Origin of the sequence: Thioalkalivibrio sp. ALJ21, from assembly GCF_000378605.1 — a bacterium.
In the GTDB taxonomy this organism is placed as follows: Bacteria; Pseudomonadota; Gammaproteobacteria; order Ectothiorhodospirales; family Ectothiorhodospiraceae; genus Thioalkalivibrio.
This window is the reverse complement of record NZ_KB905156.1, coordinates 564673-577510: the sequence shown is the minus strand read 5'-3', so window position 1 is coordinate 577510 and position 12838 is coordinate 564673. Positions and strand designations below refer to the sequence as shown.

Annotated in this window: 10 protein-coding genes; 6 read left to right on the top strand and 4 right to left on the bottom strand. The window is 63.9% G+C overall.

Going from position 1 to position 12838, the window contains the following annotated elements:
• Positions 1-137 precede the first annotated feature (137 nt).
• Positions 138-1304, top strand: a complete 1167-nt coding sequence (locus tag F579_RS0108830) for a hypothetical protein (RefSeq protein ID WP_019023541.1) — start codon at positions 138-140, stop codon at positions 1302-1304.
• A 75-nt stretch (positions 1305-1379) separates the two neighbouring features.
• On the opposite strand, the gene F579_RS0108825 is transcribed toward F579_RS0108830, so the two are convergent.
• The 3 genes from F579_RS0108825 to F579_RS0108815 all read right to left on the bottom strand — a co-directional run bounded on the left by F579_RS0108825 (position 1380) and on the right by F579_RS0108815 (position 6258).
• Positions 1380-2363, bottom strand: coding sequence for a DmsC/YnfH family molybdoenzyme membrane anchor subunit (locus F579_RS0108825; RefSeq protein ID WP_019023542.1), 984 nt, complete (start codon positions 2361-2363; stop codon positions 1380-1382).
• 17 nt (positions 2364-2380) lie between these two features.
• Positions 2381-3112: a 4Fe-4S dicluster domain-containing protein gene (locus F579_RS0108820; protein ID WP_017925619.1), complete on the bottom strand. Its 732-nt coding sequence runs from the start codon at positions 3110-3112 to the stop codon at positions 2381-2383.
• A 284-nt stretch (positions 3113-3396) separates the two neighbouring features.
• Positions 3397-6258, bottom strand: coding sequence for a molybdopterin oxidoreductase family protein (locus F579_RS0108815; RefSeq protein ID WP_019023543.1), 2862 nt, complete (start codon positions 6256-6258; stop codon positions 3397-3399).
• A gap of 226 nt (positions 6259-6484) precedes the next feature.
• Between F579_RS0108815 and F579_RS0108810 the strand changes: the two genes are divergently transcribed.
• Positions 6485-7021: a metallophosphoesterase family protein gene (locus F579_RS0108810; protein WP_019023544.1), complete on the top strand. Its 537-nt coding sequence runs from the start codon at positions 6485-6487 to the stop codon at positions 7019-7021.
• 127 nt (positions 7022-7148) lie between these two features.
• A complete protein-coding gene (locus tag F579_RS0108805; RefSeq protein ID WP_012981477.1) occupies positions 7149-7754 on the top strand; it encodes a CBS domain-containing protein in 606 nt (201 codons plus the stop codon).
• Between the two features lie 67 nt (positions 7755-7821).
• Here F579_RS0108805 and sat read toward each other — a convergent pair whose 3' ends face one another.
• Positions 7822-9012: a sulfate adenylyltransferase gene (sat, locus tag F579_RS0108800; RefSeq protein ID WP_019023545.1), complete on the bottom strand. Its 1191-nt coding sequence runs from the start codon at positions 9010-9012 to the stop codon at positions 7822-7824.
• Positions 9013-9580: 568 nt separating this feature from the next.
• Between sat and F579_RS0108795 the strand changes: the two genes are divergently transcribed.
• The 3 genes from F579_RS0108795 to aprA are packed head-to-tail and all read left to right on the top strand — an operon-like array spanning position 9581 to position 12774.
• A complete protein-coding gene (locus F579_RS0108795; protein ID WP_019023546.1) occupies positions 9581-10357 on the top strand; it encodes a hypothetical protein in 777 nt (258 codons plus the stop codon).
• A gap of 39 nt (positions 10358-10396) precedes the next feature.
• On the top strand, positions 10397-10876 hold the full coding sequence (gene aprB / locus F579_RS0108790) for an adenylyl-sulfate reductase subunit beta (RefSeq protein WP_038029702.1): 480 nt from the start codon (positions 10397-10399) through the stop codon (positions 10874-10876).
• Positions 10876-12774, top strand: a complete 1899-nt coding sequence (aprA, locus tag F579_RS0108785) for an adenylyl-sulfate reductase subunit alpha (RefSeq protein WP_018860997.1) — start codon at positions 10876-10878, stop codon at positions 12772-12774. Before aprB ends, aprA begins: the two co-directional genes overlap by 1 nt.
• The last annotated feature ends 64 nt before the right edge of the window (positions 12775-12838 follow it).

The window sequence follows — 12838 nt, the reverse complement described above, 5'->3', positions numbered from 1 at the left end:
GAGGAGTGGGTGGTTGTGCTATGGTCGCGGCAGACGCTCCCGAGCCGCGCAAGTTACAGTACAAGGGTTGTGGTTGTCGGTACAACCCTGCCCATCCTTATGTGACACCCGCCCCCTGCAAGGAGTCATCAACCGTTATGCAAGCCGGCCCCCGCGAGATCACCACGCCGTTTCGGCCCATCCCCCTGGACATCCCGGAGGGCATGAAACCCAACGAGTTCTTCAACAGCACCGAGAACCTCGCCGACCTGGTGAATAACAACGGCCTGCTGGTCAATCCGGAGAACCTCCTGCTCTACCGCAAGGCGCTGGGACACAGCAACGAGTTTGACTGCTCCATCATCTACAACACCTCGCAGACGATCCTCGACCCGATGGGGCGCCCGGTGCGACGCACCCAGGTGCCGGAGCCGGTGCGGCATGTCTGGAACCGGATGAACGGCGTGATCATCGAGTACATGCTGGAGCAGTACCCGGACCCGGCCGAGGCCCTGGTGCTGGCGGGCGAGGCCAGCCTGGACGCGACCTGGCCGCTGACCGCGCCCGGGGTGCCCAGCATCCGCATGCTGCACAACCATTTCATTGTCTTTCCGATGGCGACCCTGGCCGATGCACCGCTGGCGGATCCCGGCAACCCCAACCTCACCGATGGCGGCCAGCACAGCCTGTTCCAGGCCTATATGCGCGATGTCTACCGGGCGTTCTTTACCCGGGCCCTGGATCTGCAGATTCTGCGTCCGGCGCCGGATCATCAGGCCCGACTGGGACTGACCGGTTACCCGCACGGTCTCCCGAGCTGGGAGATTCAGGGTGGGGTCGAGGCGCTGAAGGACATCCGCTTCTGGCGGGAATACGACGCGGTCCTGCAGGGCTTTCTGGACTTCTACCGGACCTTCTTTTCGCAGGTCTCCACCCGCAATGCCCCGATGCCCGAGGGCGTGCACTTCCCCGATGCGGTGGAGGAGGTCCTGCTGTTCAACAACGACTTCCTGAAGACCGCGAAGAAAATACGCGATCGCTGCTTCACCGACGCCAAGTACGCCCACGCGATCCGCTGGCAGCCGGCCTTCAAGCAGCTGATCTACCGCAACGACGAGGGTCGCCTGATCGTCACGATCAGTCAGAACTCGATCGGCAACGCGATCACCGAGCTGCTGGGGGTGGTGGTCAACCGGGTACCGGACGCGGAGGCCTACGAGCGCGTCGAACCGGACCTGGTCGAGAAGTTGCTGGAGGTGCGCCGCCGCCTGGTGGAGTTCGATCTGGGCGAGGGGATCGCGACCGAGGGTTGGCCGGCGGTATGACGGAAGGGGGTTTGAAGAAGCGAGGCATTCGCTGCGGGCAGGCCGGGGGGCAGTATTCCCGCCCCCCCGGCAGGTTCAGGCGACCGACTGGTAGTAGATGTTCTGCGGGTGGTTGGCCTGGGCGAAGAAGAACCAGCGCTCGGCGACCATGCCCAGATACTGGATCACGAACGCAGCGATCAGCAGGTTGACCGGGTCGATGCGGGTGACCAGTACGACCAGTAGCAGGATAGCCGGGACCACGAACGCACCCAGCAGGAAGATCCACTTCATGCCGCGCAGGAACGCCGCCGACATGTGGTGGAAGAACTCCCGCGTATTGAATGAGCCGCCCATGAAGCCCTGGGACTTCTGCTGGATCTTCGGGTGCTTCACCCCAATCGCGGTTTGCAGCGTCGATTTCGACTTGATGCGGGAGTTGCGCACCAGCGACGCGCTGCGGGTACCCAGTCCCAGAACCGTCAGGACGATCGCGACTGTCGCCAGGAAGGCGACCAGCGGGACACCGGCCCAGGCCGCATAGGCGGCCGCCAGGGTAAAGCCGTTGGCGGCCCCCAGCACGGTGTAGTTGACCACGGTCAGCGGGGAGTGCCATTCCTGCAGGAACTTGATGCAGGCGTAGATCATCGCGGTGGTCACATACAGCACGATGGCCAGCAGCGCCCCGACCGCCCCGAGCACGACGGTCAGCAGGACGGGTACGTCCCCGGCCAGCGTACCCAGGGGCGGGTTGAACCCGAACGCATGGGCCGCGCCGTACAGGAACACTACGCCCATGAACGCCGGGAGCACGATCACCTCGCGCGAGAGCCACGAGGTGCGCCACTTGGTGGCGGTGCGCCAGGCGCGTTCCGGCCGTCCCAGGTGGAAGAACGAGGCGATCAGCCCCAGCACCAGGAAGACCAGCGCAAGCGCGGAGCCCAGAGCCAGGAAGTCCGAACCCGGGGGCGGCAGTACGCCCAGCAGGCTCAGTGCCTCGGCACCGAACAGGCCGAGAAACAGGCCCTGGCCGGCGCCAATCAGGGTGGTGAGAAAAATGACCGAGAAGGCTGGATGCATAGTGTCTTCGTCCCTGTTTACCAGCTGGTGACGTCGTCGAGCGAGGGTTCGTCCTGCCCGGGCTTCGGCAACTGACTGTCGATCTTCAGCGGGTTGTCCGCGCGTTCGACCTCGTCCTCGCGGATGGTGAGCTGGGTCTTGCGCCGCGGCAGGTAGTGGTTGGCCGGCTTGGTCCCCCATTCCGGCATCAGCTGGTAACCACCGGCCTCGCGGATGGCCTTGGAGACGACCGACTCGGGGTCATGGATATCGCCGTAGAGCCGGGCATTGGTCGGGCAGGCTCGCACGCAGGCCGGCTTGCGATCCCATTCCGGCAGCTCCTCGTTGTAGATGCGGTCCACGCACAGGGTGCACTTGGTCATCACCTTGCGTTCGGCGTCCACCTCGCGCACGCCGTAGGGGCAGGCCCAGGAGCAGTACTTGCAGCCGATGCACTTGTCGTAATCGACCAGCACGATGCCGTCCGACTCGCGCTTGTAGGAGGCCCCGGTCGGACACACCGGCACGCAGGGCGGCTCCTCGCAATGCAGGCAGGACTTTGGAAAGTGCACCGTCTCGGTGTTCGGGTATTCACCCACCTCGAAACTCTGCACCCTGTTGAAGAAGGTGCCGGTGGGGTCCGCGTCGTAGGGGTTCTGGTCGACCAGCGGGCCGGCATCGCCGGAGGTGTTCCATTCCTTGCAGCTGGTCACGCAGGCGTGGCAACCCACGCAGACGTTGAGATCGATGACGAGGGCGAGTTGGGTCATTTCTTGCCTCCTGGGGGAACGCTGCACAATGTGCGCACTCGCGCTCGAGTCGCTTTTGCGTGCGAACAAGGCGCGGCGACTGCCGTGCAGTCACTCTGCACAAGGGAGCCGCAACGCCGTGCGCATGCAAAAGCGGCCGAGCCCCTGCTTTTCAATGGTTTGTGGGGGTGGCGCCCCAGGTTCCCCGATCCTGCGTTGCGGTCCTTGCCGGTAGAACCACTACCGGCTGCGCACCGCGCCTTGTCTCGGAAAACCTGGGGTGCCAACGCGAGTGTGTACATTGTTCAGCGTTTCCCCAGGCCCGCAAAGAAGTTCAAAACACGTGCCCGTGTGGACTGGCCGGGATACGGTTTGAGCGGCTTGAACTGGGGAGAGGTCTCCTGCGGCTCCCCTTCTTCGGCCTTGTAGATTCGTACGCGGACGTCATACCAGGCCGCCTGACCGGTCACCGGATCGGAGTTGGAGATCGGGCCGTCATGCCCCGGCAGCTCCTCGGAGATCAGGTGGTTCAGCAGAAAGCCCTTGCGTGACTCGTTGGCACCCGGGGTCAGGTTCCAGGCGCCCGCGGCCTTGCCGATCGCATTCCAGGTCCAGACGGTGCCGGGCTCGACGGCCTCCGAATACTTGGCCATGCAGCGCACCCGGCCCCAGGGGCTCTCCGCCCAGATCCAGTCCTCGTCTTCGATGCCGGCGGCCCGCGCGGTGCGCGCGTTCACGTACAGCAGGTTGTGGGCGTGGATCTGGCGCAGCCAGGCGTTCTGGGAGTCCCAGGAGTGGTACATCGCCATCGGCCGCTGGGTGACCGCCGCCAGCGGATAGGTGTGCTTGTCCGTGGACTGGTGTTCCAGCGGGTCGTAGTAGAAGGGCAGCGGGTCGAAGAAGGTCTCGACGCGCTTGGCCAGGTGCGCCGGCACCTTGCGTGTGGTCCCCTTGCCCTGGGCGGCGGCGCGGAATTTCATCAGCACCTCGGAGTAGAGGTGGATCAGTACGGGCTCGCCGTAGCGCGTGATGCGGTTGCGCTGCGACCACTCCAGATAGCCCTTGTTCCAGTTGCGCATGTACTGGTAGCTGCGCGGCAGCTCGTACTGGAAGACGCAGTTGTTCTTCGCGTACATCTCCCACTGGTTGGGGTTGGGTTCGCCGCGCAGGGACTTTTCGCCACCCTTGCCGCGCCAGCCGGCCAGGAAGCCGATGCCGGAGCCCGGCTCAGTCTCGTAGTTGACCACGAAGTCCGGGTAGTCGCGGAATTTGCGGTCGCCCTTCTCGTTCACGAAGGCTGGCAGCTTCAGGCGCGATCCGAGCTCGATCAGCACATCCTGGAAGGGCTTGCACTCGCCCTTCGGCGGCACCACCGGGATGCGCACCGAATCCACCGGGCCGGTGAACTCGGAGATCGGGCGATCCAGCATCGACATCACGTCGTGGCGTTCCAGATAGGTGGTATCCGGCAGCACCAGGTCGGCAAACGCGGTCATCTCGGACTGGAAGGCATCCGCCACGACCAGGAACGGGATCTTGTACTCCCCGTTGTCGTCCTTGTCGTTCAACATTTTGCGGACCTCTTCCGTGTTCATGGTCGAGTTCCACGCCATGTTGGCCATGAAGATCAGCAGGGTGTCGATCGGGTAGGGGTCGCCGCGCCAGGCATTGGTGATCGCGTTGTGCATCATGCCGTGCACGGCCAGCGGGTATTCCCAGGAGAAGGCCTTGTCGAGCCGGACCGGCTCGCCCTTGTCGTCCACGAACAGGTCGTCCGGGCTGGCCGGCCAGCCGAGCACCATGCCGTCCAGCGGCTTGCCGGGCTGTACGCCCTCCGGCCCCTTCGGCGTGCGGGCGCAGGGCGGGATCGGACGCGGGAACGGGGCCTTGTGGCGGAAACCGCCGGGGCGGTCGATGGTGCCCAGCAGCGACATCAGGATCGACAGCGCGCGGATGGTATGGAAACCGTTGGAGTGCGCGGCCAGCCCGCGCATCGCATGGAAGGAGACCGGGTTGCCGGTTACCGACTCGTGCTCCACACCCCAGGAATCGGTCCAGGCGATCGGCAGCTCGATGCGCTGGTCGCGCGCGGTCACGCCCATCTCGTGAGCCAGGCGGCGGATATCCTTGGCCGCTATGCCGGTGACGCGCTCGGCCCATTCCGGGGTGTACTCCGCGACCCGGTCCTGCAACAGCTGGAACGAGGGCTTTGCGCGTGTCCCGTCGTCGAGTATGAATTCTCCGAGCAGGAAGGGGTCGGCGCCCGGGGTGTGGGTGGGCACCGGGCGACCGGTCTTGCGATCCCACCAGAGCTGGTTCTGCGCGTCGTAGCAGCCCTCTTCCGGCGGCTCTTCGGTGCGCAGGAACATGCCGAAGTCGTCCTGATCCTCGTCCATGTTCACCAGCTGGCCGGCATTGCTGTAGCGCACCAGGAAGTCGCGGTCGTACAGGCCCTTGTTGATGATCTCGTGGATCAGTGCCAGCAGCAGGGCGCCATCGGTTCCCGGACGGATCGGGACCCATTCGTCGGCGATCGCGGAGTAGCCGGTGCGCACCGGGTTGATGGAGATAAAGCGCCCGCCCTGGCGCTTGAACTTGGAGATCGCCACCTTCAGCGGGTTGGAGTGGTGGTCCTCCGCAGTGCCGATCATCACGAACAGCTTCGAGCGTTCCAGGTCAGGGCCGCCGAACTCCCAGAACGAGCCGCCGATGGTGTAGATCATGCCGGCGGCCATGTTTACCGAGCAGAACCCACCGTGTGCCGCGTAGTTGGGGGTGCCGAACTGCTTGGCGAACAGCCCGGTCAGGGCCTGCATCTGGTCGCGCCCGGTAAACAGCGCAAAGCGCTTCGGGTCGGTCTCGCGGATGTGTCCGAGGCGCTCGGCAAGAATCTCGAAGGTCTCCTCCCAGGAGATCGGCTCGAACTCGCCGTCGCCACGCTCGGCGCCGGGCTTGCGCCGCAGGGGCTGGGTCAGCCGCGCCGGGGAGTGCTGCTTCATGATCCCGGAGGCGCCCTTGGCGCAGATTACGCCCTCGTTGATCGGGTGCTCGGGGTTGCCATCAATGTAGCGCACCTCCCCGTCACGCAGGTGCACCCGGATGCCGCAACGGCAGGCGCACATGTAACAGGTGGTGTTCTTGATTTCGTGCGACGGGGTCTGTGCCATAGATCGTTAACGCCTTGATAGTTTAGACAATTACGATATACTTGCGTCCCCCTCTCTGCCGCCCGGGGTTACCCCCACTATGCAGTTCCGGGGGGTCCACCACAAGGCATTTCGGGCGCGATTTGTGTATCGATTGGGCGGCCTGGATCGGGGCTGAACGCGGGGATGGGTGCGGCAGTGTTATCGTCTCGGGCCAGGAACCTGACAGCAGAGGCCCGCGAATCCAATGAAGGTATGCATTGTTTCCGACAGCCACGACCGCGGCCCGATGCTGGCCCGCGCGATCGAGGCTGGCATTGCCGAAGGCGCCGAGGCGGTCATCCATTGCGGCGACGTGATCGGCGGCAATACGCTGCGGGCGTCACTGAAGCTGGGTGTGCCGATCCACGCGGTGCATGGCAACAACCTGGGGGACCCGGTCGCGATCTCGCGCATCGCCCACCAATCCAACGGCCTGCTGCACTACTACGGGCTGGATGCCACGATCACGCTGGGGGGGCGCCGCATCTTCGTCACGCACTACCCCCACTACGCCCACGCGATGGCCTGCACCGGTGACTACGACCTGGTCTGCTGCGGCCACAGCCACGAGACCGAGATCCGTCAGCAGCCGCACGTCCAGAATGGCTCTACCTGGGTCGTGAATCCCGGCACGGTCGCCGGTCTCGGCGCGCCCGAGGCGACCTGGGCGCTGGGGGATCTCGACCGCATGTCGTTCGAGATCCGGCCAACGCCGGAAGAGGCGGTCGCCGGAATCAAGTGACCCCTCGGGGCCCTCGGTGGCCCCTTGGCGTTGATTCGCCCTCACCGGCCCGGTCCGGCAGAACCCGCTTGTCAGCGCGCCCATCTCAGGGCATCGTCTAGGTTCCCACCCTGGATGGAGAAACGCGATGACCGCAGAATTCCCGCACAAGCCCCTGCCATCGAGCAAGGCAGCTCCCGGAACCGGGCTTCAGCAGGTAACCGACGAGGAACCGCGGGTTACGCTGGCCTCCTCCGCGCTGTGTGTGCTGACCGACTTCCGCCGAGTGCCGGTGGCCACAATCGGTCCCGACGCGACCCTCGGTCAGGCGACGGAGCAGATGATTGCCAGGGGTGTGCGGTTGCTGATCGTGGTCGACGACGCGCGCCAGGTGCGCGGGTTGATTACGGCTCGCGATACGCAGGGGGAGCGCCCGATCCAGATGGTGAACGAGCGCGGTCTGCGGCACGAGGATCTTCGGGTACGTGACCTGATGGCGCCCCTGGATGACGTGGATCTTCTGGACATGCAGCGGGTGATGCAGGCGGACGTTGGCGACATCATCGCAACCCTGAAGGACTGGGGGCGTCAGCATGCGCTCGTTGGGCAGACGGATCCGGCGACCGGCGAGACCCGTATCCGCGGCATGTTCTCAGCCACGCAGATTGGCCGCCAGCTGGGCGTGTCGGTGCAGACATTCGATGTCGCGCGGACCTTCGCCGAGATCCAGGCGGCCTTGTCGAAGACCTACTGAATGCAAAACGGTGGCGGGAAATCCCGCCACCGATTCGCCTTGCGGGCCGGGCTGCGGCCCGGCCCCGCTACTTGTTGATGCTCTGGTAGTAGTCCATCAGGATCTCCGCCACTTCCGGGCGCGAGAATTCCACCGGTGGTGCCTCGCCGCGGCCCAGCATCTCGCGAACCTTGGTGCCGGACAGGAGCACGAAATCCTCCTTCGTGTGATCGGGTGCATCACACATCATCACCACGCGGCCGAGCTTCTTCGAGAAGGCGGTGTGATCCGCCCGGAAGATCTCGATCTCCAGCGCATCGTCGGGGACCTCCGTGTCGAAGATGGTCTGGGCGTCGAACGGTCCGTAGTAGTCCCCCACGCCGGCGTGATCGCGCCCGATGATGAAGTGGGTCGCACCCATGTTCTGCCGGAACAGCGCATGGAGCACGGCCTCGCGCGGCCCCGCATAGAGCATGTCGAAGCCGTACCCGGTGATCATTACGGTGTTCGGGGGGAAGTAGATCTCGGCCATCTTGCGAATGGCGGCGTCGCGCACCGGGGCCGGGATATCGCCGGGCTTCAGCTTGCCCAGCAGCATGTGGATCACCAGACCATCGGCGCCCAGCTGGTCCAGTGCCATGCGGCACAGCTCTTCGTGAGCGCGGTGCATCGGGTTGCGGGTCTGGAAGGCCACGACCTTGTTCCAGCCGCGTTCCGCAATCTCGTTGCGGATCTCGACCGCAGTGCGGAAGGTGTCGGGGAAGTCATCCTGGAAATAGGAGAAGTGGAGCACCTGAATGGGGCCCGACACGCAGACGCGACCCACGCTGTTGAAGGCGGCCACCCCGGGGTGTTCCATGTCGGTTGTGCCGTAGACCTTCTGCGTCATGGTCTCCATCTGCTCGGCGCTGAACTCCTCGATGGCCTCGACTTCCTGGATGGCGAGCACCGGGTTCCCTTCCATGTTGGGATCACGCAGGGCGATTCGCTTGGCCCCGCGGATGGCGTCGGCATTCTCCAGCAGGTTCACCACCGGGACCGGGAAAAACAGACCGCTGGTGGTTCGCATGTTTTCCGCGCAGCTCATCGCATCCGCGACATTCATGAAGCCGGTCAGGGGTGTGAAATAGCCCCCCCCCATCATCACGGCGTTGCCGGCGGCCGCCGAGCTGATCACCACGGAGGGGAGGCTTTCGGCCTCTTTCAGCAGGGCATGGTGTTGTTCGGGGTCGTAGACAAACAGGGGCTTCAGGGTGTCTGCACCGTGCGGTTTGATCATGGGGCTTTATCTCCTGCCGACGCTGGATGTGGGCTGCATGGATTGGGCGGATTATCCCGCCGGGTGTCGTGCTCGGGCCGCACGCGGCCAGCCCGTCTGGTGGCCGGGCGCGCTGCTAATCGACCCTGAACGTAGCACAAGATAGTCCATAAAGCGCCGGGTTACTTGACCCTCTGTCGGGCCGCGCCCTCGGCCGGGCTGTGCAGATCAAGCGGTATCGGGGTTTGTAGTGCGGGGCTTAATGCCGACGGTTCGCTCGGGCGCAATGCCCGCCGCTGCGGGCTTTGCGATTGTTCAGGGGCCTTGATGCGGGCTGCAAAGTAAAGACCGGCCGAAGGGCCGTTGGGGGCGGGTGCCCATCTGCGGGCGACCTTAATAGATTAGCGTTTCCCTAAATTAGCATATCGACCCATACATTCCCTTTATGTCGCGGCAAGCAACTTTGATTTGAAGCGCAAGAACGATTTATCACAGACTCAGTGGGCCCATTGGACACTCGAGGAGGCCTGACGCCGTGATCACTAGCAATCCCTTTGCCGAACTGGCTGCGTTTATCCCACCAGCCGCAATGCAGGCGTATGTCGTGCTCATGGTCATTCTGGTGGCCGGTGGCACGATCCTCGACATGATGCACAAGAGGAGTGCCAAGTACTTTTTCGAGAACGCCAAGAAAGCCGAGAAGAACGCAACCCGCAGCGTGAGCGGTGGCGAAAAATTCTCGCTCGCGATGCAGACCATTGGGAAAGAGGTCATCACCTCCGGCGAATTCAAAAATCCGACGCGTCGTGCCTCCCACCTCTTCACCATGTGGGGCTTTATTGTTTTCGTCGTCTCTTCCGCCGTGCTGATTTTTGGCTACGCGGCCGAGCCTGCCGCCGGCGTGTGGCCGCTCCTGTGGCACCTGGGCGCCCTGTCGCTCGCATTTGGTGGCTACTGGTTCTGGTTCTTCATTCGTGTCGATGTGAATTCCGAAGGTCGTCGCTGGTACCAGCTGGTCCGTGCCGATCTGTTCATCGTGTCGCTTCTGGCGATGTCGACGTTCGCCATTCTGTGGTCGCTGACCCAGGGCGCCGGTGCCCTCGGCTGGATCTTCTTCGCGCTCTTCCTCGCGGCCACCACGACGCTGTTCGCAACGGTTTACTGGTCCAAGTTCGCGCACATGTTCTTCAAGCCCGCCGCGGCCTATCAGAAGCGCCTTACCCGGGCTGACGGTTCCGCCGAAAACCTCCCGACCCTCACGCGTGACGACCCCGAGCAACAGCAGCGCCACTCGATGGAGCTGTTGCGTGACGCGCCGATGGAGATGGGGAAGGGTATCCAGCGTGAAGCGCCCAACCACTACTAAAGCCATTTACCCGAACATCAGCATCGATCGAGGACTACCATGCCAACTTTCGTATACATGACCCGTTGCGATGGCTGTGGGTACTGCGTGGACATCTGCCCGTCAGACATCATGCATATCGACGAAACCACCCGTCGCGCCTACAACATCGAGCCCAACATGTGCTGGGAATGCTATTCCTGCGTGAAGGCCTGTCCGCACCACGCCATTGACGTGCGCGGCTACGCGGACTTCGCGCCACTGGGGCACAGCGTGCGCGTCGACCGCGACGAAGAGCGCGGCACCATTGCCTGGAAGATCAAGTTCCGCGACGGCCGGGAGAAGAATTTCCTGTCGCCGATCACTACCAAACCCTGGGGCAAGCACATCCCGCAGCTGGCGGACGTCCCCGCACCGGACAAGTCCATGCGCGACAGCCAGTTGCTGTTCAACGAACCCAAGTACATCCGCATGGATGAGGGGGATCTGCACACGCTTGAGGCCGCCGGTCTCAAACTGAAAGAAGGGGTGTACTACTGATGGCCTACAAGACAATCGTCGAAGACAACATCGACATCCTGGTCTGCGGCGCCGGGCTCGGCGGCACGGGCGCCGCCTGGGAAGCCCGGTTCTGGGGCCAGGACAAGAAGGTCGTGATTGCCGAAAAGGCCAACATCGACCGCTCCGGCGCCGTGGCCCAGGGCCTGTACGCGATCAACTGTTACATGGGCACCCGTTGGGGCGAAAACAACCCCGAGGACCATGTCCGCTACGCCCGCATCGACCTGATGGGCATGGTGCGCGAGGACCTGCTGTTCGACATGGCGCGTCACGTGGATTCCACCGTGCACCAGTTCGAGGAATGGGGCCTGCCGCTGATGCGCGACCCGAAGACGGGCGCCTACCAGCGTGAAGGCCGCTGGCAGATCATGATCCACGGCGAATCCTACAAGCCGATCGTGGCCGAGGCCGCCAAGAAGTCGGCCGATACGATCTACAACCGCATCTGCGTCACCCATCTGCTGATGGACGAGTCCAAGGAGAACCGGGTGGCCGGTGCCGTGGGCTTCAACGTGCGCACCGGTAACTATCACGTCTTCAAGTCGAAGACCGTGATCGTCGCCGCCGGCGGTGCCTCGATGATCTTCAAGCCGCGTTCGGTCGGTGAAGGTGCCGGTCGCGTCTGGTACGCCCCGTGGTCTTCCGGCTCGGCCTATGGTCTGCTGATCAACGCCGGTGCCAAGATGACCCAGATGGAAAACCGCATCGTGCTGGCCCGCTTCAAGGATGGTTACGGTCCAGTCGGTGCGTACTTCCTGCATCTGAAGACCCGTACGCAGAACTGCAATGGTGAAGAGTACGAGTCCAAGTGGTGGCCAGGGCTGCAGGAAATGGTCGGCAAGGAGTACCTCGACCCGGAGGCCTCCCACCGGACCCATCGCCCGATCCCGACCTGCCTGCGCAACCACGCATTCCTGAACGAGGTGAATGCCGGTCGTGGCCCGATCCACATGGTCACCATGGAGGCCTTCCAGGATCCGCACCTCGAAGAGGTGGGCTGGGAGAACTTCCTGGGCATGACCGTCGGCCAGGCCGTGCTGTGGGCCGCCACCGACGTGGACCCCAAGAACGAGAACCCAGAGCTGACCACCTCGGAACCCTACGTGATGGGCTCGCATGCCACGGGTTGTGGTGCCTGGTGCTCCGGTCCGGAGGATGTCTCCCCGCCCGAGTACTTCTGGGGCTACAACCGTATGACCAGCGTCGAAGGCCTGTTTGGTGCCGGCGACGCCGTGGGCGGGACGCCGCATGCGTTCTCCTCCGGTTCCTTCACTGAGGGCCGCCTGGCCGCCAAGGCCGCCTGCAAGTACATCGACGATGGCAAGGCCGACGGCATTCGCGTCTCCGATTCGCAGATCAACAAGCGCAAAGAGGAGATCTACAAGCCGCTCGAGCACTACAAGATCTATCGCAACGAGGTCGTGGCCGGTTCGGTCAATCCGAACTACATCAACCCGCGCCAGGGTCTCGACCGCCTGCAGAAGCTGATGGACGAATACTGCGGTGGCGTGACGGTCAGCTACATGACCAACGAAAAGCTGCTCAACATCGGCCTGAAAAAGATGCACATCCTCGAAGAGGATCTGGAAAAGCTGGCGGCGGAGGACATCCACGAGTTGCTGCGCGCCTGGGAGCTGAAGCACCGCGTGCGCACGGCCGAGAGCGTCTTCCACCACACGCTGTTCCGCAAGGAAACCCGCTGGCCGGGTTACTACTACCGCGGCGACTACATGAAGCTCGACGACAAGAACTGGCATCACCTGACCGTCTCTCGTCGTGACCCGAAGACGGGCGAGTACACCATGGAGAAGGCGCCGTGCTATCACCTGGTCGACAAGGACGAGGCCCCGGCCGAGCCCGAGAAGGCGGAAGCCTAGGGTGCTAACGTGACGGGGTCGGCTGCGGCCCCGTCACTATGGCTGGCAAGCAGCGATGGCCAAC